At 64.6% G+C, this 23,082-nt stretch carries 22 protein-coding genes; 9 read left to right on the top strand and 13 right to left on the bottom strand.

Going from position 1 to position 23,082, the window contains the following annotated elements:
• Nucleotides 1-7 precede the first annotated feature (7 nt).
• The 4 genes from AC56KW_RS25485 to cobA are packed head-to-tail and all read left to right on the top strand — an operon-like array spanning nt 8 to nt 3,769.
• Nucleotides 8-724 carry a phosphoadenylyl-sulfate reductase gene (locus AC56KW_RS25485; protein WP_497173425.1) on the top strand — a complete coding sequence of 239 codons (717 nt, stop codon included), beginning with the start codon at nt 8-10 and terminating at the stop codon, nt 722-724.
• A 31-nt stretch (nt 725-755) separates the two neighbouring features.
• On the top strand, nt 756-1,691 hold the full coding sequence (gene cysD, locus AC56KW_RS25480; protein WP_497173424.1) for a sulfate adenylyltransferase subunit CysD: 936 nt from the start codon (nt 756-758) through the stop codon (nt 1,689-1,691).
• The gene (locus tag AC56KW_RS25475) at nt 1,691-3,019 is read left to right on the top strand and encodes a sulfate adenylyltransferase subunit 1 (RefSeq protein WP_497173423.1); all 1,329 of its coding nucleotides are present in this window, start codon (nt 1,691-1,693) and stop codon (nt 3,017-3,019) included. Before cysD ends, AC56KW_RS25475 begins: the two co-directional genes overlap by 1 nt.
• Nucleotides 3,020-3,037: 18 nt before the next feature.
• A complete protein-coding gene (gene cobA / locus AC56KW_RS25470; RefSeq protein WP_497173422.1) occupies nt 3,038-3,769 on the top strand; it encodes a uroporphyrinogen-III C-methyltransferase in 732 nt (243 codons plus the stop codon).
• A gap of 3 nt (nt 3,770-3,772) precedes the next feature.
• Here cobA and AC56KW_RS25465 read toward each other — a convergent pair whose 3' ends face one another.
• From AC56KW_RS25465 to lptF, 4 genes are read right to left on the bottom strand one after another with little or no spacing between them, the layout of a single operon-like run.
• A complete protein-coding gene (locus tag AC56KW_RS25465; RefSeq protein WP_497173421.1) occupies nt 3,773-4,717 on the bottom strand; it encodes a hypothetical protein in 945 nt (314 codons plus the stop codon).
• On the bottom strand, nt 4,693-5,076 hold the full coding sequence (locus tag AC56KW_RS25460) for a sirohydrochlorin chelatase (RefSeq protein ID WP_497173420.1): 384 nt from the start codon (nt 5,074-5,076) through the stop codon (nt 4,693-4,695). The genes AC56KW_RS25465 and AC56KW_RS25460 overlap by 25 nt, the downstream gene beginning before the upstream one ends.
• On the bottom strand, nt 5,076-6,260 hold the full coding sequence (gene lptG / locus AC56KW_RS25455; protein WP_497173419.1) for an LPS export ABC transporter permease LptG: 1,185 nt from the start codon (nt 6,258-6,260) through the stop codon (nt 5,076-5,078). The genes AC56KW_RS25460 and lptG overlap by 1 nt, the downstream gene beginning before the upstream one ends.
• Complete coding sequence (gene lptF, locus AC56KW_RS25450; RefSeq protein WP_497173418.1) at nt 6,257-7,414, bottom strand: LPS export ABC transporter permease LptF; 1,158 nt, start codon at nt 7,412-7,414, stop codon at nt 6,257-6,259. Before lptF ends, lptG begins: the two co-directional genes overlap by 4 nt.
• A 64-nt stretch (nt 7,415-7,478) precedes the next feature.
• Between lptF and AC56KW_RS25445 the strand changes: the two genes are divergently transcribed.
• Entirely contained in the window at nt 7,479-8,972 is a 1,494-nt protein-coding gene (locus tag AC56KW_RS25445) for a leucyl aminopeptidase (protein ID WP_497173417.1), read from the top strand.
• A gap of 76 nt (nt 8,973-9,048) precedes the next feature.
• Here the strand turns inward: AC56KW_RS25445 and AC56KW_RS25440 are convergent, their stop codons facing one another.
• The 3 genes from AC56KW_RS25440 to AC56KW_RS25430 all read right to left on the bottom strand — a co-directional run bounded on the left by AC56KW_RS25440 (nt 9,049) and on the right by AC56KW_RS25430 (nt 10,152).
• Nucleotides 9,049-9,435 (bottom strand): hypothetical protein, encoded by a 387-nt coding sequence (locus AC56KW_RS25440; protein WP_497173416.1) that lies wholly within the window; start codon nt 9,433-9,435, stop codon nt 9,049-9,051.
• A gap of 145 nt (nt 9,436-9,580) precedes the next feature.
• Nucleotides 9,581-9,781: a DUF1653 domain-containing protein gene (locus tag AC56KW_RS25435; RefSeq protein ID WP_497173415.1), complete on the bottom strand. Its 201-nt coding sequence runs from the start codon at nt 9,779-9,781 to the stop codon at nt 9,581-9,583.
• Nucleotides 9,782-9,807: 26 nt separating this feature from the next.
• The gene (locus tag AC56KW_RS25430) at nt 9,808-10,152 is read right to left on the bottom strand and encodes a phiTE_015 family protein (RefSeq protein ID WP_497173414.1); all 345 of its coding nucleotides are present in this window, start codon (nt 10,150-10,152) and stop codon (nt 9,808-9,810) included.
• Between the two features lie 453 nt (nt 10,153-10,605).
• On the opposite strand from AC56KW_RS25430, the gene xth reads away from it, so the two are divergent.
• Entirely contained in the window at nt 10,606-11,373 is a 768-nt protein-coding gene (xth, locus tag AC56KW_RS25425) for an exodeoxyribonuclease III (RefSeq protein ID WP_497173435.1), read from the top strand.
• A gap of 22 nt (nt 11,374-11,395) precedes the next feature.
• Here the strand turns inward: xth and AC56KW_RS25420 are convergent, their stop codons facing one another.
• From AC56KW_RS25420 to prpB, 6 genes are all read right to left on the bottom strand, one after another.
• On the bottom strand, nt 11,396-12,373 hold the full coding sequence (locus tag AC56KW_RS25420; RefSeq protein ID WP_497173434.1) for an IS1595 family transposase: 978 nt from the start codon (nt 12,371-12,373) through the stop codon (nt 11,396-11,398).
• 140 nt (nt 12,374-12,513) lie between these two features.
• Nucleotides 12,514-14,757 carry a sensor domain-containing protein gene (locus AC56KW_RS25415; RefSeq protein ID WP_497173413.1) on the bottom strand — a complete coding sequence of 748 codons (2,244 nt, stop codon included), beginning with the start codon at nt 14,755-14,757 and terminating at the stop codon, nt 12,514-12,516.
• 162 nt (nt 14,758-14,919) lie between these two features.
• The gene (prpF, locus tag AC56KW_RS25410; protein ID WP_497173412.1) at nt 14,920-16,110 is read right to left on the bottom strand and encodes a 2-methylaconitate cis-trans isomerase PrpF; all 1,191 of its coding nucleotides are present in this window, start codon (nt 16,108-16,110) and stop codon (nt 14,920-14,922) included.
• An 11-nt stretch (nt 16,111-16,121) separates the two neighbouring features.
• Entirely contained in the window at nt 16,122-18,728 is a 2,607-nt protein-coding gene (gene acnD / locus AC56KW_RS25405; RefSeq protein ID WP_497173411.1) for a Fe/S-dependent 2-methylisocitrate dehydratase AcnD, read from the bottom strand.
• Between the two features lie 181 nt (nt 18,729-18,909).
• Nucleotides 18,910-20,070: a bifunctional 2-methylcitrate synthase/citrate synthase gene (gene prpC / locus AC56KW_RS25400; RefSeq protein WP_497173410.1), complete on the bottom strand. Its 1,161-nt coding sequence runs from the start codon at nt 20,068-20,070 to the stop codon at nt 18,910-18,912.
• A 25-nt stretch (nt 20,071-20,095) separates the two neighbouring features.
• Nucleotides 20,096-20,986: a methylisocitrate lyase gene (gene prpB / locus AC56KW_RS25395; RefSeq protein ID WP_497173409.1), complete on the bottom strand. Its 891-nt coding sequence runs from the start codon at nt 20,984-20,986 to the stop codon at nt 20,096-20,098.
• Between the two features lie 268 nt (nt 20,987-21,254).
• On the opposite strand from prpB, the gene AC56KW_RS25390 reads away from it, so the two are divergent.
• The 3 genes from AC56KW_RS25390 to AC56KW_RS25380 all read left to right on the top strand — a co-directional run bounded on the left by AC56KW_RS25390 (nt 21,255) and on the right by AC56KW_RS25380 (nt 22,967).
• A complete protein-coding gene (locus AC56KW_RS25390; RefSeq protein WP_497173408.1) occupies nt 21,255-21,557 on the top strand; it encodes an ArsR/SmtB family transcription factor in 303 nt (100 codons plus the stop codon).
• Between the two features lie 63 nt (nt 21,558-21,620).
• Complete coding sequence (locus AC56KW_RS25385; RefSeq protein ID WP_497173407.1) at nt 21,621-22,610, top strand: zinc-dependent alcohol dehydrogenase family protein; 990 nt, start codon at nt 21,621-21,623, stop codon at nt 22,608-22,610.
• A gap of 30 nt (nt 22,611-22,640) precedes the next feature.
• The gene (locus AC56KW_RS25380; protein ID WP_497173406.1) at nt 22,641-22,967 is read left to right on the top strand and encodes an antibiotic biosynthesis monooxygenase family protein; all 327 of its coding nucleotides are present in this window, start codon (nt 22,641-22,643) and stop codon (nt 22,965-22,967) included.
• Nucleotides 22,968-23,082 lie beyond the last annotated feature (115 nt).

The raw sequence follows: 23,082 nt of genomic DNA, 5'->3' as shown, positions 1-23,082 counted from the left end.
TTTCGACATGAGCGACCTGCATCATCGCGTGGAAGAAACCCACGCGATACTGACCCGTATTGCCCGCGACTTCACGCCCGCCGTGTTCGCATCGAGCCTGGCGGCCGAAGACATGGTGCTGACCGACCTGATCTTGAAGGCGAGACTGCCGATCGCGATCTTCTCGCTCGAGACCGGCCGCCTGCATGCCGAAACGCTGTCGATGATCGGGCGCGTCAAGGAGACTTATGACGTCGATATCGCCTTGTACCGCCCGCAGCCCGGGGCAGTCGAGCGCTATGTCGCCGAGCATGGCCTGAACGCCTTCTACGACAGCGTCGAGATGCGCAAGGAATGCTGCCGCATCCGCAAGGTCGAACCGCTGGGCCGCGCCCTGGCCGGCAAGCGCGCCTGGATCACGGGCCAGCGCCGCGCGCAATCGACGACGCGCGCCGAACTGGCGGTGCAAGAAGACGATCCTGGCCACGGCATGCAGAAGTTCAATCCGCTGGCCGACTGGAGCGAGCAGGACATCTGGGACTATCTGCGCAATAACGACGTGCCCTACAACGCCCTGCACGACCGCGGTTACCCGTCGATCGGCTGCGAGCCCTGCACCCGCGCCGTCCAGCCGGGCGAGGACGTGCGCGCCGGACGCTGGTGGTGGGAAAACCCCGAGTCCAAGGAGTGCGGCCTGCACGTGGTGGACGGCAAACTCATTCGCATCAAATCCGTGGCCGCTTGACGCCACGCCCCAATAAACGACAGGCACTGCCATGACAACTGTTAGCGATAATGTAGTACTGAGCGACGTCAACGCCGCCCACCTGGACGCGCTCGAATCCGAAGCGATCCACATCCTGCGCGAAGTGGCGGCCGAATGCAGCAACCCGGCCCTGCTGTTCTCGGGCGGCAAGGATTCGGTGGTCTTGCTGCGCCTGGCCGAGAAGGCCTTCCGCCCCGGCAAATTCCCCTTCCCGCTGGTGCACATCGACACCGGCCACAATTTCGATGAAGTGATCGCCTTTCGCGACGCCCGCGCCGCCGAACTGGGCGAGCGCCTGATCGTCGGCAGCGTCGAGGACTCGATCAAGCGCGGCACCGTGCGCCTGCGCAATCGGCTGACGGATTCGCGCAATGCGGCCCAGGCCGTGACGCTGCTGGAAACCATCGCCGAACACGGCTTCGACGCCTGCATCGGCGGCGCCCGCCGCGACGAAGAAAAGGCGCGCGCCAAGGAACGCATCTTCTCGTTCCGCGACGAATTCGGCCAGTGGGATCCGAAGGCCCAGCGCCCCGAGCTGTGGGACCTGTACAACACCCGTGTGCACCCGGGCGAAAACATGCGCGTGTTCCCGATCTCCAACTGGACCGAGCTCGACGTGTGGCAGTACATCGCCCGCGAGCAGCTGGCCCTGCCGTCGATCTATTTCGCGCACCAGCGCGAAGTGATTGCGCGTAACGGCCTGCTGGTGCCGCTGACCCCGCTGACGCCGGCGCGCGAAGGCGAGCGCGTCGAGACCCGCACCGTGCGCTTCCGGACCGTGGGCGATATCTCGTGCACCTGCCCGGTGGCGTCCGATGCCGACACCGTGGACGGCATCATCGCCGAGACCGCCATCACCGACATCACCGAGCGCGGCGCGACCCGGATGGACGACCAGACCTCCGAAGCCTCGATGGAAAAACGCAAGAAAGCAGGATACTTCTGATGAACGCCCGCACCGACAACTTCGCTGACAAGCTGAACCAACAAGCCGGCTCGACCCTGCTGCGCTTCATCACCGCCGGCTCGGTGGACGACGGCAAGAGTACCCTGATCGGCCGCCTGCTGTTCGACAGCAAGGGCATCTTTGCCGACCAGCTGGCCGCCGTCTCACGCGCCAAGCACAAGCGCACCGTAGGCGACACCATCGACCTGTCGCTGCTGACCGATGGCCTGGAAGCCGAGCGCGAGCAAGGCATCACGATCGACGTGGCGTACCGCTACTTCGCCACGCCGAAGCGCAAGTTCATCATCGCCGATACGCCGGGCCACGAGCAGTACACCCGCAATATGGTCACCGGCGCCTCGACCGCCGACGCCGTGATCATCCTGATCGACGTGTCGAAGGTGACGCTGCGCGAAGACGGCGGCGTCGACCTGCTGACGCAGACCAAGCGCCATTCGACCATCGCCAAGCTGCTGCAGATCGAGCACGTGGTCGTGGCCGTAAACAAGATGGACCTGGTCGACTACGACCGCGGCGTCTACGAGCGCATCGTCGCCGAATATGAAAAATTCGCGCAGTCGCTGGGCCTGAAGGACATCACCGCGATCCCGCTGTCGGCGCTGGCCGGCGACAACGTCGTCGACCGTTCGAGCAAGCTGGCCTGGTACGAAGGCCCGACCCTGATCGAGCTGCTCGAATCGCTGTCGGTCTACGACCAGTCGCACGCCGCGCCGTTCCGCTTCCCGGTGCAGCTGGTGGCGCGCCACAACGGCCATGCGGCGAACGACTTCCGCGGCTATATGGGCCGGATCGAATCCGGCGTGGTCAAGGTCGGCGACAAGCTCGTCGTGCAGCCGTCGGGCCAGAGCGCGACGGTGAAAGAGATCGTCACCTTCGACGGTTCGCTCGCATCGGCCGTCGCCGGCCAGTCGGTGACCCTGGTGCTGAACGAGTACGTGGACGTCTCGCGCGGCGACATGCTGGCCGGCAGCGAGCAGCCGGCGACCCTGCTCAAGCAGGTGACGGCCGACGTGTGCTGGATGGCCGACGAGCCGCTCGACCTGCGCCGCAAGTACTGGATCAAGCACGGCACGCGCCAGAGCGCGGCCAAGGTGGCGCGCCTGGACACCATCCTGGACGTGAATACGCAGGAGCGTCATCCTGCAGAGGGCCTGAAGCTGAACGATATCGCGCGCGTGCAGCTGACCGTGCAGCAGCCGCTGGCGGCCGACGCCTACGCCGACATCCGCGCCACCGGCGCCTTCATCCTGATCGACGAAGTCACCCACCAGACCGTGGCAGCGGGTATGATCCGCATCGAAGCGTAATCGTTCTTAGAGGATCGTATGCCCGTGCTGGGAAAAGTGTATTTGGTGGGGGCCGGACCCGGCGCGGCCGATCTCATCACGGTGCGCGGCGCGCGCCTGCTGGCGCAGGCCGATGTCGTGCTGTACGACGCCCTCGTCACGCCCGAGATGCTCGAACTGTGCACGCGGGCCGAGAAAATTTCGGTCGGCAAGCGTTCGGGCCAGCGCTCGATGGCGCAGACCCTGATCAACGAGCAGCTGGTCGGGTGCGCGCGGCGCCATGCGCTGGTCGTGCGTCTCAAAGGCGGCGATCCGATGCTGTTCGGCCGCGCCGACGAAGAATTGCGCGCACTCGAAGCCGAAGGGATCGAGGTCGAAGTCGTCCCCGGCATCACGACCGCGGTCGCGGCTGCGGCGGCAACCAGGCAGCCCCTCACCAAGCGCGGACTTGCGCGCAGCGTCGCCTTCTTCACCTCCAGCACGGCCCCGGACGGGCCGGACCGGCAAAACGCCGCACCGCCCGCCCTGCCCGAGACCGACACCCTGGTCCAGTACATGGGCGGCCGCGAAGCCGCCGCCACTGCCGAACGCCTGCTGGCCGAAGGCCGCCGTCCCGACCTGCCGGTGGTGGTGGTCGAGAACTGCAGCCGCGCCGACGAGCGCATCCTGCGCCTGACGCTGACCGACCTGGCGCGCGGCCTCGAGCCCGGCCATGGGCCGGTGCTGGTGATGATGGGCGAGGCGCTCGCCAAACGCGAGCACCAGGCGTAACCATCACACACACGGCAAGTACGCGATGCCGTCCGCGATCGCGCCCGTCACCTGCGCCTGGCTTTCCGCTCTCTCGCTCCAGCGCGGCGATCCAGTAACCCAGGCCTGCATGATGCGGCGCGCGGTCGAAGGCCGCCGCGTCCAGCCGGCAGGCCTGGCCGGCGCTGGCGTGCGACAGCGCCAGCGCCTGGTCTCCGGTGCTCGCCACCACCCGCGGCGGCGCCCCGCCAGCACGCGCGCCTCGACCTGCAGCGCGCCCTTGTCCGCGGTATCGATCCAGGCGATGGCGAAGCCGCCGTCGGCCGGCGCGCTGAGACGGGACTGTCCTGGTCGCGCTGACGCAGTGCGCTGATCGCCCATTCCTGCGCGCCGAACGCATGCCTGCGCGCCGAACGCATTGCCTGGTGCGTCGAACGCATTGCCTTGCGCGTCGAACGCATTGCGTTGCGCGTCGAGCGCGTTGCCTTGCGCGTCAAAGCGCCGTCGCACGATACCGTCGCCATCGAATTCACCTGCCTGCCAGGCGACCACGAAGCCGCCGCCGGCGCGCGCCTCGACCTGGGACTGCAGGCGGCGCCTAGCGCACCGGATGTCGACGGAGGGGGTGTACTCGATGCGGAACAGGCCCGGCTGGGGCTGTTTATCGATGACCCGGCGTCCGCCCGTCAGCGGAGCGGTATCGATGGCGCTCAGGGTGGCGGCGAGGTCGCCGTCGTGCAGGGTAGTGAACAGCGTATCGCGGTCGTTGAGGATGCCGACGGGAAGTCGTCGAGTTCGGTGCTCGTGAGAAGGCCGTGGAGAATACTGATACCTCAGGCGATCATGCACCAAACCGACTGTTAGACAGAGCAAGTAAAAATAATATTCGGTAATATTACTAAAAACTAAAATATCATTTGCACTGTCACCATAAAAGCCAAATATTAATTGCCTAGGGCGGATATGCAATAGTCGGTCATGGCGCGTTGCACGCCCGGATCCTCGCCGATGGCGCCGACCACGTCCAGGGTCAAGCCGGGATGCGCGGCGCGGATGGTCTCGCACAAGGCCGGCAAGTCGCGCAGCAAGTGCCCGCCCTGCCCCAGGAATACCGGCACCACGGTCACGCGGTCGATGCCGCGCCCGACCATCGCCGCCACCGTATCGGGCAGGCTGGGCGTCATCAGTTCCAGGAAGGCCAGCGCCACCTCGCATGCCGGCGCTTGCGCCTGCGTGGTGGCGCGCAGCCGCTCGAACGGCGCGGCCCACGATGCGGCGCGCGCGCCGTGGGCGAACAGGATCAGTCCGCGCTGGGTTGTGCTATTCATCAGTGTCTCTCCACCCACCACAGCGCCCCGAGCGCCATCAGCAGGAACAGCATGCTCGGCGCCACCGCCGTCAGGAAGGCCGGCAAGATGGTCAGTACGCCCAGGTGCGAGAACAGCGAGTTAATCAGCAGGAAGCTCACCCCGATCATGATGCCGATGAAAATCTTGAGGCTGACGCCGCCGCTGCGCGTGTGCAGGTAGGCGAACGGCAGCGCCAGCGCCATCAGCACGAAGATCGAGAACGGATCGATGACCTTCTTCCAGAACGCGACCTTGAAGCGTTCGGTCTCTTGCCGGTTTTCGGCCAGGTGACGCGTGTACACGGCCAGCTCGGCGGCCGACATGCGCTCGGGATCGGAGCGCGAGACCGACAGGATCTTGGGCGTGATCTCGGACGCGAGCTCATAGGTGTCCAGCTTGCGCGTCGCGATGGCGGCCGTTTCCTGGCCATAGGTGCTCTGGATGGTCTGCCCGGCCGGGACCGCCGATCCGGGCGCCGGCAGCTCGCGGCTATTGGTGAACATGGTCTCGGTCACGTCGGAGAGAAGCCAGGTATTGTTGCCGCCATAGGTGCCGCGTACCGCCGTGACGATCGAGCGCATGCGCATATTGTTGTCGAACTCGTAGAGGCGCACGTCCTCGAGCTGGCCATCGGGCGCGATGCGGCGCACGTTGAAGAAACGCGAGCCGGTGATGTTGCCGCGCACGCCGTCCGCGTGCACGCTGTCCTTGGTCCACATGCCCGATCTGAACTCGGCCGACACCGAACCGCCCTTGGCCGTCAGACGCATGCGCTCGGCAACCGGGGCCGTACGCGGCGTGATCAGTTCGCCGAACACGAAGGCGATCACGACGAAGACCGCACCAATCTTGAACAGCATCATGGCGGCCTGGCGGGTCGACATCGACGAGGCGCGCATGATGGTGAATTCGGAGCTCGAGGCGAACTGCGCCATCGTATAGATGGTGCCGATCAGGGCCGCCACCGGCATCACCTGGTACACATTGCCCGGCACCAGCAGCAGCACGTACAGGAGCGCGTGCTGCATGCCGAAGTCGTTCTTGCCGACCGACGGCAGGATGCTGGTCAGGTCCATGAAGGCGACCAGGGCCAGGAAGGCGGCCAGCACGAAAGCCACCGCCTGGAAAATATTGACGGCGAAATAGCGTTGGAGGATTTTCATTCGGCGCGCGCCTCCTCGCGACCGGCCACCGGCATTTTCCTAAGGATGCGACGACGCTTGAAGGCACTGATCAGGACCAGCGGGTGATAACGGTGGTTCACGTTCAGGCGCCAGGCGAACAGGCCCAGGACCAGCAGCAGCGCGGCCAGGTGCAGCGGCCACCAGCCCATGGCGAAGGCGAGCTTGCCCTGCTTGACGCTGGCCTCGGTCAGCCGCACCAGGTTGTTATACGTGAAGAAGATCAGGAGCGCGATGATGAGGTTGGCCGACGAGCCGGCGCGCGGATTGACGAAGCCGAGGGGGATCGCCAGCAGCATCAACACCAAGCAGGTGATGGGCGCGGCGATACGCGCCAGCAGCTCGGCCTGGGTAAAGCGGTTCGGCGCGACCAGGAGCGCCGGCGTGGACAGCGCCGACACCGGCACGTCGGCGCCGATCATCGGGGCCTGGGTCGCCACGCGCATGCTGTAGCGCTCGAACTCCATGGTCTGGAAATCGGCCTTGCCCGGCACGCCTTCGTAGCGGCGGCCATTGCTGAGCACCAGGAACTGGCCGCCCTTGTCGTCCGATTCGATCACGCCCTGCTTGGCCACCACGACCGAGTGGGTATCGCCGTCGACACCGCCGACGAACACGTTCTGCACGACGGTCGAGCCTTCGGCGCTGCGTTCGACGAAGAACACGCGGTCGCTCGAACTCGACTCGCGGAACTGGCCGGGAGCCACGCGCTGCAAGTCTTCGCGCTTCTGGAAGCGCTCGACGAATTCGGCGCTCTTCATCTTGGCCCAGGGCGTGACGACGAAGGACAGCGCGCCGACCAGGGCCACCATCGGCAGCCCGAGCGTCAGCACGGGCCGGATCCATCCCAGGAGGGATTGACCGGACGCGAACCAGACCACCATTTCGGAATCGCGGTAGCTGCGCGTGATGGTCGCGACCACGGCGATGAAGGACGTGAGGATCAGGATGATCGGCAACAGCTCGGCGCTGCGGAATACGATCAGCGCCAGCACGTCGCCGGATGCCACCTTGCCGCCCGCGGCCCGGCCGAGGATGGCGATCAGGGTCCAGGTGACGAGGATGGAAAACAGCACCGTGAAAGTCGCGCCCGCGGCGCTCGCCAGTTCACGTTGCAGGGAACGTCGGAAAATCATTCAATAGAGTCGTTATAATTGCAGATTAGGCAGTCCGCCGCCAAACATCGAACCGGAGAACCAAATGGACTTTAGCATAAAAGCATTCGACACAAAAAACACCCTGGCCGCTGCGAAAACCGGCGTCGTCGCGGTAGCGGTGTTCGAGAACAAGAAACTGTCGGCTGCGGCCAGGACCCTCGACGTCAACGGCGACATCAGCGCGGCGCTCAAGTCGGGCGACATCAGCGGCAAGCCGGGTTCGACCCTGCTGCTGCGCGGCGTGGCCGGCGTTACCGCGGCGCGCGTGCTGCTGGTCGGCCTGGGCGCCGATGAAACCGTCAGTGAGAAAAGCTTCGCGACCGGCGTCTCCGCCGCACTGAAGGTGTTCTCGACCCTGGGCGCGGCGGATGCCATTATCGCATTCCCGCTCGACAGCGTGAAAGAGCGCGACGCCAATTGGGCGCTGCGTGCGCTGGTGGTCGGCGCCAGCGAAGCCGAATTCCGCACCGACGGCCAGAAGAGCAAGAAAGATCCGGCCATTACCGGCGTGCGCAAGATCGTCGTCGCCGCGCCGGCCGCTGGCCTGGACAAGGCGACGCTGACCCAGGCCGCGGCGATCGCCAACGGCATGAACCTGACCCGCGAACTGGGCAACCTGTCGCCGAACGTCTGCACCCCGACCTTCCTGGCCAACACCGCGCGCAAGCTGGCCGACGACTACGGCTTCGACATCGAAGTCCTGGAACGCAAGCAGCTCGAAGCGCTCAAGATGGGCAGCTTCCTGTCGGTGGCCAAGGGCAGCGACGAAGCGCCGAAGTTCATCGTCCTCAAGCACAACGGCGGCAAGTCGAAAGACGCGCCGGTGGTCCTGGTCGGCAAGGGCATCACCTTCGACACCGGCGGCATCTCGCTGAAACCCGGCCCTGGCATGGACGAGATGAAATACGATATGTGCGGCGCCGGCTCGGTGCTGGGCACCTTCCGCGCCATCGGCGAGATGGGTCTGAAACTCAACGTGGTCGGCATCGTCGCCGCCTGCGAGAACATGCCATCGGGCCGCGCCAGCAAGCCGGGCGACATCGTCACCGCGATGAACGGCACCACCATCGAGATCCTCAATACCGATGCCGAAGGCCGCCTGATCCTGTGCGACGCCCTGACCTATGCCGAGCGCTTCAAGCCGGCCGCCGTGGTCGATATCGCGACCCTGACCGGCGCCTGCATCGTGGCCCTGGGCCACCACACCAGCGGCCTGTTCACGCGCGACGACGCGGCCCACGACGCACTTGCGACCGAGCTGCTCGACGCCGGCAAGCAGGCGGGCGACGTGGCCTGGCGCTTCCCGCTGGGCGAAATCTACAACGACCAGCTCAAGTCGAACTTCGCCGACCTGGCCAATATCGGCACCCCGGGCGCGGCCTCGATCACCGCGGCCTGCTTCCTGGAGAACTTCACCCGCAAGTACACCTGGGCCCACCTGGACATCGCCGGCACGGCCTGGAAATCGGGCGCCAACAAGGGCGCGACCGGCCGTCCCGTGCCGCTCCTGACCACCTTCCTGATGAACAGGGTGTAAATGCCGCGCGCGTGATCGACGCCTGAGGCGTTGAAATGACGACAGCCCCGCATGCGGGGCTGTTTCATGTGGGTGATCAGAATACGCGCGTCGCGAGCGGACTCGCGGTTTCGGCCTCGGGCGGCGGCGCAGTCGGCTGCATCAGGACGGTCAGGATCGCCGGATAGCCATACCCCGCACCCGAGTGGCGGTCGACAAAGTAGCCGAGGCCGGCGCTGATGACGACATTGCCCATCAGGTTGGCCGTATCGAGACGGGCCTGCACCACTTCGGCGGCGGTGGCGGCCGAACCCTTCTTGCAGCTGATCGCCATCGGCTGGCTGCTACGGGTAACGGTGACGCGGCCCGGCGCGATCATGTACCAGCGGCCAACGTCATTGCTGAGGACGCACCCGACCCCGCCGATCTCGCGGTAATCGAGCACGGCGCGCACCTCGAGCTGCTGCACGGGGGATTCGGACACGGTCGCGCACCCGCCCAGCAGGGCAAGGGTGGCAACGGCAGCAACGGCAAATGGCGGAAATAGAAGCGACATGGCGAACATCGGAAGACAGATGCTTCTGTTTACGGCAGCGATGCGCGCCAACTTGAGCCCTGCCCTTCGATGATCACACAGGAGATGGGTCGAGGAGGGTAAACCGCGGCATGATGGCGCCGTCGACCGTTACCGTCCCGAAGAAAGCGTCACGGGGCCTTACCCACACGACGCCATCCTGGCCGCGATAGACGACCACGGGTGTGTGGTCGGCTTCCAGCACCGCTTCGCACACCACCTCGTAGATGCCGCCCTTGTAATGGCGGTAACGCATGGGGTGCCTCTCGGGCCTGACCGTGGTCAGACCTTCTCTGCCTCGGCCTTCTGCTTTTTCTTCAGGCCCTGGATCACCTTGAGCACGCCTTCCATCCCGGCGGTTTCGTCCAGTTCGCTGAAGGCGTCCAGCACTTCGTTCAGCACGCGGTTGCGCACCGCTGCCTCGTCCTGGGCGACCGGCGTCGGGCTGCCGTCCTTGGCGAACTTCGATGGCGCATCGGCCGCGGTCTTGGCGCCATGCGCCAGTGCCGCCTGCCAGATCACCCAACGACGCTGGGTTTCAAAAACGAGGTATTCCTCGGGCTTGTCTTCGCGGCGGCGAACGATGTGGCCCTCACGCTGGGCCCACGCTTCAAATGCACTGCGCATTTCTGTCCTTTTTCAAATCTGCGTTCGGATTATTAACTCGTGAAACCGAATATTTCACAATAGTACCACTACCGACATCGATGGTCTGCGGCAACTGTGTGGCCCGACCGAACCTGCTTCACGATACGCTAATGGTACAATGGAAGTTGCACCTACGCAATTTTTTTATTACCGAAAAGCAACATACTCACATAGTGGAGTTAGCTGATACCGCCTCCGTCAATACGTTATAGCGCTGACCGGACGAAGGAGCAATACTCTTTGGCAATTTATTAATCAATTTTATTATCACCTGTTGCAATATTATCAAGCCATGAGAACGCCATCTCTCCTTGGAGAGAAGAGTGACGGTCCCAGGATGTCGCGAACACGGTAATAATAGCTGGTTGGCAAGCATTTTCGCTGCACAACAGTATGTTACAACCAGCACTTTACCATGACACATATAGAACAATGAAGATAGTTACGTGGAATGTAAATTCCTTGAAAGTTCGACTTTCACATGTGCTGCAATGGCTCGACGCCAATCCGGTCGACGTCCTCTGCATCCAAGAGACTAAATTGACCGATGACAAGTTCCCATTGGCCGAGCTGAACGCCGCCGGCTACCAGGTCGCGTTTTCGGGCCAGAAGACCTATAACGGCGTCGCCATCTTGTCGAAGCACCCAATAAAGGACGTGGTCAAGAATAATCCTCATTTCGAAGACGCACAGCAGCGATTGCTGGCGGCCACCATCAACGGCATGCGCTTCATCTGCGCCTACGTGCCGAATGGGCAGGAAGTCGGTTCAGACAAGTATACGTACAAACTGGCCTGGCTGGATGCATTGCGCACCTGGGTGACAGCCGAGATGGCTGCGCACGCGCAGTTCGCGATCCTGGGCGACTACAATATCGCACCGGAGGCGCGCGATGTGCATGACCCGGCCGAATGGGAGGGCCGGATCCACTTTTCGCTGCCGGAGCGCGCTGCGCTGCAGGAGTTGATGGCGCTGGGCTTGTCGGATGCGTTCCGCCTGTTCGAGCAGCCGGAGAAGCAATACAGCTGGTGGGATTACCGGCAGATGGCGTTCCGCCGCAATCGCGGTCTGCGCATCGACCATATCCTGCTGTCGAAGAATCTGGCCGAGCGTTGTACCGCCTGCCATATCGACCGTGAGACACGCAAGTGGGAACAGCCGTCGGATCATGCGCCGGTGGTGGCGACGCTGGCGGATTGAGAAATACCAGGCGCTGTGCGCGTTAATTCGTTTCTTTCCGACGGCACGTTGCGCACTGGATGATTGCCGTCAGCAATTGCGCTGGCGTATGCAAAGCGCCGTCATCCAGGAAGCGCTGCCAGCCCGAATAGTTCACCAGGTAGCGACTGGCGATGCCATTGAAACGCTTGATCCAGGTCTTGAAGCGGGCATGCCAGCCATTGACGTTATTCAGGTGGATCGCGCCGCGGGCCTTGCCCCCGGCGCGCAGATTGACGGCCTCGTGCGCGACCCCGGCATGGTCGGCAAAGACCCGGTAAGCGGCCGCCGAATCGCTGATCAACACCGCGTCCGGCGCCAGCACCGGCCGCAGGCAGGCGATGAGCGTCACGGCGCTGACCGGCCCGCGGCCAGTGTGAAAGTCCAGTGTCCGCCGGCCCCGGTCGCGTGCGACGAGCAGGCACGCGTGTTCGTGGCTGATGCCGCGCCGCGTCGCCACGCCGCCGCGCCGCCGCGCGGGACGCGTCAGGTGGCGCGAGCCCTTCTGCGATTCGAGCAGATAGGTTTCGTCCGCCTCGACCATGCCTTCAAGGCGATCTGGACGCTTGCACGCTGCCCCCGGCACGAAACGGTGGCGCCAGCGGAAACTGGTGCTGCGGTGCACCCCGACGAGCTCGGCTGCTGCGCGGACCGTGCGCGAATCGAGCACGCATTGCAGGTACGGTAGCCAGGCGGCCTTTTTGCGCAGGCGCGCCAGCGGCGTGTTCGTCAGCGCATTGAAGCTGCGCCGGCAAGCCAGGCAGCGCCAGCGCTGCAGGCCGCTGGCCGCACCGCAACGATGGACACGCGGACATTGGCAATGCGGACAGCATGGTGTGCCCGCCGCCTGGGCGACGAGGTGCAGACAGGCGCCAGGGTGGACGATCGCCGCGATCCAGGCGCGCAGCCTGGCCACCTCGTCGGTATGCAGGTGCAGCGAGGTCAGCGCGGAAAATACTTCTTCGAAGACCAAGCCTTGCATCATTGCCACCTGATGAGTTAACTCGACAGTGGCTGAGACCGGCGCGAATCGGAAAGGTTCGCATAACTAACGCGAACAGCGCCAATAGTATCCAGATTTGACCTTGGTGATGATGGCGTCAAGATCATTTGGCGCCGGCGTCACCCCGCCAGCAACTTCGCCACCTGCTGCGCGGGCAGCGGCCGCGAAAACAGGTAACCCTGCGCAAACTGGCACCCGAACGAGCGCAGCAAGGCATACTGCCCCTCCGTCTCCACCCCTTCGGCCACCACCGACAACTGCAGGCTGTTGGCAAGCGCCATCACCGCCGCCACGATGGCGCGGTCCTCGGCGCTGGCTTCGAGTTCGCGCCCGAAGGCGCGGTCGATCTTGATCTTGCGGACCGGAAAGCGCTTCAGGTAGGCAAGGCTCGAATAGCCCGTGCCGAAATCGTCGATCGACAGGCACATCCCCATCGCATTCATCTGGCGCAGCGTGTCGAGCGTCTGGCCGCCATGCTGCATCAGCGCGGTCTCGGTGATCTCGAACTCCACCAGGCGCGCATCGATGCCCGTCTGGCGCACGATGGCGCGGATCGATTCCACCAGGCCCTGGTGCATGAACTGGCGCGCCGACAAGTTGATCGCCAGCGGCACCACTTCCACCCCCTCGCGCTGCCATTCCACGGCCTGGGTGCAGGCGCTGCGGATCACCCACTCGCCGACCTCGACGATCATCCCGCTCTCTTCCAGGATCGGAATGAACTCGTCCGGCCCCACCAGCACCTCGCCGCGGCGCCAGCGCAGCAGCACCTCCAGCGCGCGTGGACGGCGCGACTCGGTGCACATGATCGGTTGGTAGTGAAGCTCGAACTCCTGGCGCGCGAGCGCGCCGTGCAGGTTCGACTCGAGCTCGAAATGGCGCGCCGCCGCCAGGTTCATGCGCTCGGTGAAGAACTGGTAATTGTTGCGGCCGGCCGCCTTGGCCTCGTACATGGCGGCGTCCGCGTGACGCATCAGGGTCTCGACGTCGACCCCGTCGTCCGGGTACAGGCAGATCCCGATCGAGGGCGAGATGTGCAGGCAGTGACCGTCGATCTGGCAGCCCATCGACAGCGCGCCGATGATCCGGTCGGCCACGTGGGCGGCGCACTCGCCGCCGGCGAGCGCCGGCATCAAGACCACGAACTCGTCGCCGCCGAGCCGGGCGACCAGGTCGCCCGGCCGCACCGCCGTCACCAGCCGCAGGGCGACATTGCGCAGCAGCTGGTCGCCGACCATGTGGCCGAGCGAATCGTTGATGTGCTTGAAGCGGTCGAGGTCAAGGAACATCAGCGCCAGCCTCGTGCCCTGCTGAGCGTCGTCGCCGGAAGCGGCGACGCGCATCGCGGCGTCGAGCCGCTCGGACAGCATCGCGCGGTTGGGCAGCCCGGTCAGGCTGTCGTGGTAGGCCATGTGGTGCACGCGCGCCTCGGCCTGGCGCCGCTCGTTGATCTCTTCCTGCAGCAGCGCGTTGGCGCCGGCCAGTTCGGCGGTGCGCTCCGCCACCCGTACCTCGAGCTCGTCGCGCGCGCGGCGGATCGCGTCGGCCGCCTCGCGCAGCGACTGCTCGTCGTTGCGCTCGCGGGTGCGGTCCTCGAGCATCCAGATCGTGCCCTTGTCGGGGTCTTTCGCATTGACCTGGTAGCCGATCATCTGGAACCAGGCCGTCGTGCCGTCTCTGCGCACCAGGGTGCGCTCGGTACGAAACGGCAGACCGCAAGCCAGTTGCGGATAGGCCTCGGCGCCGAGGTGGCGATAAGCTGCCTCGTCCGGATACAGCGAATGGGTCGAGATGCCGATCGCTTCGCCCTCGCGGTAGCCGAACATCTGGCAGAAGGCGGGATTGGCGCGCCGGATCACGCGGTTGCGCGTAAAAATGATGCCGATCGAGGCATTCGTCATGATCGCCTGCACCTCGCTCATGGCCTGGCGCGCTTCGGTCACGTCCTCGACGATCCAGATGGTGCCGGCGGCGCGGTTGCCCGGTTCGACGGCGCAGCCACGCAGGCGCGCCCAGAAGGTGCTGCCATCGCGACGGCGGAACTGCTGTTCGCTCTTTTCGAACAGGCCGCCCTTGCCCAGCACCGCGAACGCTTCGGCAATCAGGCGCTGGTAATCCTCGGCCGACGTGCACACATCCACCGGCGCGATGATGCCGATTTCATGCGTCGAATAGCCGAACATCTCGGCCGCGCGCGGATTGAAGGAGCGGAGCTGGTCAGGCAAGGTCACGACGATGCCGACAGGCGCATTCTCGAACACGGCGCGCTGCTCGCGCACCATGCGCCGCAGGGCCGCCACATCCGATGCCGGCACGCGGGTGTCATCAACGTCGAGTGAATGCAGGGTCGAAAATCCGTCCATCGGTCGTTGCTGTCGCGGCTATATCCAGGGTGGTATTGAGTTGCAGAATAGCAACTCAGCGACAATCATACCCCGGAACGGCTGGTAACAGAACTGCTTGAAGCGAGAAAGCGACAGCCACCCCCGTCTTGACCTGGCAATAGCCTGCTAGTGGCCAGTTAATCAGAAGCCGTCACGCGGTACGCAGATGCGCCCTTCCATCAAGACCCGCGCGCTGCGGCTCATGATGGCCTTGCTGACGCTCCAGACGCCACCGCGCTCGATTGCTTCAGCGCCCACCCGCAGGGTGCCGGACGGATGGCCGAAGCGCACCGCGGTGCGCTCGCCGCCGCCGGCCGCGAGATTGACCAGCGTACCGGGGATGGCGGCCGCCGTGCCGAGCGCCACCGCCGCCGTGCCCATCATCGCATGATGCAGCTTGCCCATCGAGAGCGCGCGCGCCACCAGGTCGATGTCGCCCTGGGCGACCTGCTTGCCGCTGGACGAGACGTAGCCGGCCGCCTTCGCGACGAAGGCAACCTTGGGCGTGTGCTGGCGCTTGCCCGCGTCCTCGATGCTCGCGATCAGGCCCATGCGCAGCGCGCCGTGGGCGCGGATGGTCTCGAACATGGCCAGCGCGCGCGCATCGCCATTGATGGCGTCCTGCAGCTCGGTGCCGTCGTAGCCGACCGCGCCGGCCTCGATGAAGATGGTCGGGATGCCGGCATTGATCATGGTCGCGCGCAGGGTGCCGACGCCGGGCACGTCCAGCTCATCGATCAGGTTCCCGGTCGGGAACATCGCGCCAGCCGCGCCCTCTTCTTCGGCCGCCGGGTCCATGAACTCCAGCAGCACCTCGGCCGCCGGGAAGGTGACGCCGTCGAGTTCGAAGTCGCCGGTCTCCTGCACCTGGCCGTCCGTCATCGGGACATGGGCGATGATCGTCTTGCCGATATTGGCTTGCCACACGCGCACCACGGCCACGCCGTCGCGCGGCACCCGGGCCGGGTCGACCAGGCCGTTGGCGATGGCGAAGGGCCCGACCGCGGCCGACAGGTTGCCGCAGTTGCCGCTCCAGTCGACGAAGGGCCTGTCGATCGAGACCTGGCCGAACAGGTAGTCCACGTCGTGATCGGGACGGGTGCTGCGCTCGACGATGACGGCCTTGCTGGTGCTCGAGGTGGCGCCGCCCATGCCGTCGATCTGCTTGCCGTAGGGGTCGGGGCTGCCGATGACACGCAGCAGCAGCGCGTCGCGGGCGGCGCCAGGCACGCGGGTGGATTCGGGCAGGTCGTCCAGTTTGAAGAAGACGCCCTTGCTGGTGCCGCCACGCATATAGGTGGCGAGGATCTTGATTTGGGGAGTATGGGTCATGTTCGCCTTCTTTACGCGGCGGCTTTCGGCGCCGACGATTCAAGGAAATCCTGGGCAAAGCGCTGCAGCACCCCGCCCGCCTCGTAGATCGCGACTTCTTCGGCCGTATCGAGGCGGCAGGTCACCTGCACCTCCAGCTTTTCGCCGTTGCGACGGTGGATTACCAGCGTCAGGTCGGCGCGCGGCGTGCGCTCGCCCACCACGTCGAAGGTCTCGGTGCCATCGATCGCCAGCGAGATGCGATCGACGCCCGGCTTGAACTCCAGCGGCAGCACGCCCATGCCCACCAGGTTCGTGCGATGGATCCGCTCGAAGCCCTCGGCCACGATCGCCTCGACCCCCGCCAGGCGCACGCCCTTGGCCGCCCAGTCGCGCGACGAACCCTGGCCATAATCGGCGCCGGCCACCACGATCAGCGGCTGCTTGCGCTCCATATAATGCTCGATCGCTTCCCACATGCGGGTCACTTCGCCCGACGGTTCGATGCGCGCCAGCGAGCCGGCCATCACATTGCCCAGGCCATCCTTCACCATCTCGTTCTTGAGGGTCGGGTTGGCGAAGGTCGCGCGCTGCGCCGTCAGGTGATCGCCGCGGTGGGTGGCGTAGGAATTGAAGTCTTCCTCGGGCAGGCCCATCTTCGCCAGGTATTCGCCGGCGGCCGAATCGGGCAGGATGGCGTTCGATGGCGACAGGTGGTCGGTGGTGATGTTGTCGCCCAGGACCGCCAGCGGACGCATGCCCGCCAGCGTACGCTCGCCGGCCAGCGCGCCTTCCCAGTAGGGCGGACGGCGGATGTAGGTGCTCTGTGGGCGCCAGTCGTACAGCGGGCTGACCTTGCTGCCGTCATCCACCACGCGCGCGAACATCGGCGTGTAGACCTTGCGGAACTGTTCGGGCTTGACGCTGGCGGCGACCACGGCGTCGATTTCCTCGTCCGACGGCCACAGGTCGGCCAGGCGGATTTCCTTGCCCGACGCATCCAGGCCCAGCACGTCCTTCTCGATATCGAAGCGGATCGTGCCGGCGATCGCATACGCCACCACCAGCGGCGGCGAGGCCAGGAAGGCCTGGCTTGCATAGGGGTGGATGCGGCCGTCGAAATTGCGGTTGCCCGACAGGACGGCGGTCGCATACAGGTCGCGCTCGACGATCTCTTGCTGGATGGCCGGATCGAGCGCGCCGCTCATGCCGTTGCAGGTGGTGCAGGCAAACGCCACGACGCCGAAGCCCAGCTTGTCCAGCTCGGGCGTGAGGCCGGCTTCGTCCAGGTACAGGGCGACGGCTTTCGATCCCGGCGCGAGCGAACTCTTGACCCACGGCTTGCGCTGCAGGCCGGCGCGGTTGGCGTTACGCGCCAGCAGGCCGGCGGCGACCATATTGCGCGGGTTGTTGGTGTTGGTGCAGCTGGTGATGGCCGCGATGATCACGGCGCCGTCGGGCATCAGGCCCGGTTCGTTTTCGACTGTGCCGGAGATGCCGCGCGCGGCCAGTTCGGAGGTCGGCACGCGCTTGTGCGGGTTCGACGGGCCGGCGATATTGCGCACCACGTTCGACAAGTCGAACGACAGCGTGCGTTCGTACTGGGCGTGTTGCAGGCTGTCGGCCCACAGGCCGGCCTGTTTCGCATAGGTCTCGACCAGGTGCACGGTCTCGTCCTCGCGGCCGGTCAGGCGCAGGTATTTGATGGTCTGCTCGTCGATGTAGAACATCGCGGCGGTGGCGCCGAATTCGGGCGCCATGTTCGAGATCGTGGCGCGGTCGCCCAGGGTGAGCGCCCTGGCGCCCTCGCCATAGAATTCGAGATAGCTCGAGACGACTTTCGACTGGCGCAGGAACTCGGTCAGCGCCAGCACGATGTCGGTGGCGGTGATGCCCGGTTGCGGCTTGCCCGTCAGCTCCACGCCGACGATGTCGGGCAGGCGCATGTAGGATGCGCGGCCCAGCATCACGCTCTCGGCCTCCAGACCGCCGACGCCGATCGCGATCACGCCCAGCGCGTCGACCATCGGGGTGTGCGAGTCGGTGCCGACCAGGGTGTCCGGATAGGCCACGCCCTTCTCTACCTGGATCACGGGCGACATGCGTTCCAGGTTGATCTGGTGCAGGATGCCGTTGCCGGGCGGGATGACGTCGACGTTCTGGAAGGCCTTCTTGGTCCAGTCGATGAAGTGGAAACGGTCTTCGTTGCGGCGATCCTCGATCGCGCGGTTCTTGGCGAAGGCGTCCGGGTCGAAACCGCCGCATTCGACGGCCAGCGAGTGGTCGACCACGAGCTGGGTCGGCACCACCGGATTGACCAGGGCCGGATCGCCGCCCTGCAGCGCGATGGCGTCGCGCAGGCCGGCCAGGTCGACCAGCGCGGTCTGGCCCAGGATGTCGTGGCAGACCACGCGCGCCGGGAACCAGGGGAAGTCGAGGTCGCGCTTGCGTTCGATGATCTGCCTGAGCGCATCATGCATGCTGGCCGGATCGCAGCGGCGCACGAGGTTCTCGGCCAGCACGCGCGAGGTGTAGGGCAAGGTGTCGTAGGCGCCGGGCTGGATGGCGTCGACCGCGGCGCGCGTGTCGAAGTAGTCCAGGTCGGTGCCAGGAAGGGGTTTCAAGTGATTCGTATTCATGGTGCGGCTCGATTCATGAGTTGGCCGTAAAACCGTCGTCCCCGGCCTCGGCGGCTGCCTTTGGCGAAGACCCAATTTTGCGTGGGCAGTGCAAACGCTAGTGTGAGCTGCAAGCTTACTTGGGTTCCCGCCTGCGCGGGAACGACGTGCGAATGCTCCTGGTACTGATTGACTACATGGATTACTTGCGCTCCGCCAGCGGCACGAACTGCAGGTCTTCAGGACCGACGTAGTTCGCGCTTGGACGAATGATCTTGTTGTCGATACGCTGCTCGATCACGTGGGCAGCCCAGCCCGAGGTACGCGAAATGACGAACAGCGGCGTGAACATGGCGGTCGGCACGCCCATCATGTGGTAAGACACGGCCGAGAACCAGTCCAGGTTCGGGAACATCTTCTTGACTTCCCACATCACCGATTCCAGGCGCTCGGCGATATCGAACATCTTCATCGAGCCTGCCTCGGACGACAGCGTGCGCGCGACTTCCTTGATCACCTTGTTGCGCGGGTCCGAGATCGTATACACCGGATGGCCGAAGCCGATCACCACTTCCTTGTTGGCCACGCGGTTGCGGATATCGGCTTCGGCTTCGTCGGCGTTCTCGTAGCGCTTCTGGATGTCGAGCGCCACTTCATTGGCGCCGCCGTGCTTCGGACCGCGCAGCGCACCAATGGCGCCAGTGATGGCCGAGTGGATGTCGGAACCGGTGCCGGCGATCACGCGGCTGGTGAAGGTCGAGGCGTTGAATTCGTGCTCGGCGTACAGGATCAGCGAGGTGTGCATCGCCTGCACCCACGATTGGCTCGGCTTGAAGCCGTGCAGCAGGTGCAGGAAGTGGCCGCCGATCGAGTCGTCGTCGGTTTCGACCTCGATGCGCTTGCTGTTATGGCTGTAGTGATACCAGTACAGCAGCATGGAGCCGAACGACGCCATCAGGCGGTCGGCGATATCGCGCGCTCCGGCGATATTGTGGTCATCCTTCTCGGGCAGGGTGCAGCCCAGCACCGATACGCCGGTGCGCATCACGTCCATCGGATGGGCACCGGCCGGCAGCGCCTCGAGCGCGCTCTTGACCGCAGCAGGCAGGCCGCGCAGCGAGCGCAGTTTGGCTTTATAGCCGCGCAGCTCGGCCTCGTTCGGCAGCTTGCCGTGCACCAGCAGGTAGGCGATTTCCTCGAATTCGCAGGCATCGGCGACGTCCAGGATGTCGTAGCCGCGGTAGTGCAGGTCATTGCCGGATTTGCCGACCGAGCATAGCGCGGTATTGCCCGCGGCGACGCCGGACAGGGCTACGGATTTCTTCGGCTTGAAGGTTGGGGTCTCGTTGTTTTGGATGTTCATGTTCCGGTCTCCTGTTACCTGGCGTTCATTTGGCTTTGCTCTGGGCGAACAGCGCGTCGAGCTTCTGTTCATAACTATGGTAGTCGATGCGGTCGTACAGTTCGGCGCGCGTCTGCATGGTGTCGAGCACGTTCTGCTGGGTGCCGTCGCGGCGGATTGCGTTGTACACGTTCTCGGCCGCCTTGTTCATGGCGCGGAACGCCGACAGCGGATACAGCACCAGGCCCACGCCCGCCCCTTTCAGCTCGTCGACGGTAAACAGCGGGGTCGCGCCGAATTCGGTGATATTGGCCAGCACCGGCACCTTGACCGCGTCGGCGAACTGTTTATACATCTCCAGGGTCGTCATCGCTTCGGGGAAGATCATGTCGGCGCCGGCTTCGACGCAAGCCACGGCGCGTTCGATGGCGGCGTCCAGGCCTTCCACGGCCAGCGCATCGGTGCGCGCCATGATCACGAAGTCGTCATCCGGGCGCGCATCGGCGGCGGCCTTGATGCGGTCGACCATCTCGTCCTTGCTGACGATTTCCTTGCCCGGACGGTGGCCGCAGCGCTTGGCGCCGACCTGGTCTTCGATATGACAGGCGGCCGCGCCGGCCTTGACCAGGGTGCGCACGGTGCGCGCGACGTTGAAGGCCGAGGCGCCGAAGCCCGTGTCGACGTCGACCAGCAGCGGCAGGTCGCACACGTCGGTGATGCGGCGCACGTCGGTCAGGACGTCGTCCAGATTCGAGATGCCAAGATCCGGCAGGCCCAGCGAACCTGCCGCCACGCCGCCGCCCGACAGGTAGATCGCCTTGAAGCCGGCCCGTTGCGCCAGCAAGGCGTGGTTGGCGTTGATCGCGCCGACGACTTGCAACGGAGATTCTTCTTGTATTGCCTTGCGAAATGCAGCGCCGGCGGAGAGCTTGGTCATGCTGTGTCCTTTCTGATGCGGTGGGTGTCGCCCTTCATAGTGCAAACGGCGTGCCAGCCCGGCCGTGATTGTCGTCTGGCAGATTATTCGCAGTAGATTCAAGTACTTGGACACGTTATCAGGTTCTATCCAGTTTATCGCGATGCACACTCCACTGAACATTGTTTCATTTTGCAACGGCGAAATGAACACCTGAAACAACCGAGCGTTGTTCGAGAGATCGAAAACATGTCTTTACATATCGGGATATCTCGATATACTAGACTCCATGGAACTGCTAGACATCTTCAAAGCCCTCTCGAACCGTACACGCCTCGACATCTTGAAAGGCTTGAAGGATCCTGCAAACAATTTCCCTCCGCAGGATGAAGGCGACGTCAACACGGTCGGTGTGTGTGTCAGCAGCATCCAGGAAGGTGTCGGCTTGTCGCAGTCGACGGTGTCGGATTACCTTGCGACGCTGCAAAGGGCTGGCCTGGTTGAGGTACGGCGTATCGGCCAGTGGACGTACTACAAGCGCAACGAAGCAGCGATCGGTGCGCTTGCCGAACTCATCGGAAAAGAACTGTAATTTTTTTTGCCACTATATATCGATAATTCCCGATATTCCTTTTTAACGAAACGAGGATCAATCATGAAAGCTCAAGTGCTCACTTCTTTTGGCGGCCCGGAATCATTCGAACTGCGTGAGGTACCGAAGCCGGCGCCGCAGGCAGGACAGGTATTGGTACGGGTGCAGGCCACGTCCATCAATCCCCTGGACTACCAGGTCCGCCGTGGCGACTATGCCGACCTGGTGCCGTTGCCAGGCATTACCGGACACGATGTCTCGGGCACCGTCGAGGAAGTCGGACCTGGCGTGACGGCTTTCGCGCCGGGCGACGAGGTCTGGTACACCCCGCAGATCTTCGACGGCCCTGGAAGCTACGCCGAGTACCACGTCGCCTTTGAAAACATCGTCGGGAAGAAGCCTGCGTCGCTGACCCATCTCGAGGCAGCCAGCCTGACGCTCGTCGGCGGCACGGCCTGGGAGGCGCTTGCCGTTCGCGCGCAGTTGAAAGCCGGCGAAAGCATCCTGATCCACGGCGGCGCGGGAGGGGTCGGCCATGTCGTGATCCAGGTCGCGAAAGCCATGGGAGCAAAGGTGTTCACCACGGTTCGCGAGGATAATGCGGCGTTCGTACGCGGCCTCGGCGCCGATGTGACCATCGACTACCTGAAAGAGGATTATGTCGAGGCCATCCTGCGCGAGACCGGCGGCCATGGCGTCGATGTGGTCTTCGACACCATCGGCGGCGACACCCTGTCGCGCAGCGCGGACGTGCTGGCGCAACTCGGTCGCGTCGTGTCGATCGTGGACATCGCGAAGCCGCAAAACCTCATCCAGGCCTGGGGCAAGAATGCGAGCTACCACTTCGTCTTCACGCGGCAGAACCGCGGCAAGCTCGACGAATTGAGCGCCCTGATCGAGCGTGGCCAGCTGAAACCGCACATCGGCGCCGTCTACCCGCTGTCCGACATCGGGCTCGCCCATGCGCGGCTGGAAAGTCCTGACAATGGCCTGCGCGGCAAGATCGCGATCGCCGTGGGACCGGCGGCCGATCGTACCAGCGCCCGAGCCTGAACGGTTGCTTCGCTTTGAGAGGAGAACACCATGGTCTACGAAATCGCCACGCTGCCCGTCCGGCCTGAACACATCGATGCATTCGGACGGGCTTTTGCCGAAGTCGCTCCGCTGCTCAGTCGTGCGCACGGCTACCGCGGCCATTTGCTGGCACGGGGGATCGAGCAACCCGCGCAATTTACACTCGTCGTGCGCTGGCAGACGCTGGAAGATCATACCCCGCGCTTTGAAGCCAGTAACGACCACCAGCTGTTCATGGCGGGCTTGCAGGATCATCTCGCGGGCGAGCCCACCGTCCAGCACATCCAGGGGGCGGCCTTCACCATCGGCCCATGGGATGGGGGTTCTGGCAAATAAAAAGGCGATGTCACCGTTACCTATGGATGAATCCGATCGCGATGCGTAGCAATTGCTCGACAGAAGTAACTCGCCCACCATCGAGGGCCCACAGCCAACCCAGGTAATTCGGCAG

It is taken from the genome of Telluria sp. RT2P19 (assembly GCF_059685725.1).
Note: the sequence above shows the minus strand (reverse complement) of the source record. Positions and strands in the feature narration are given on the sequence as shown.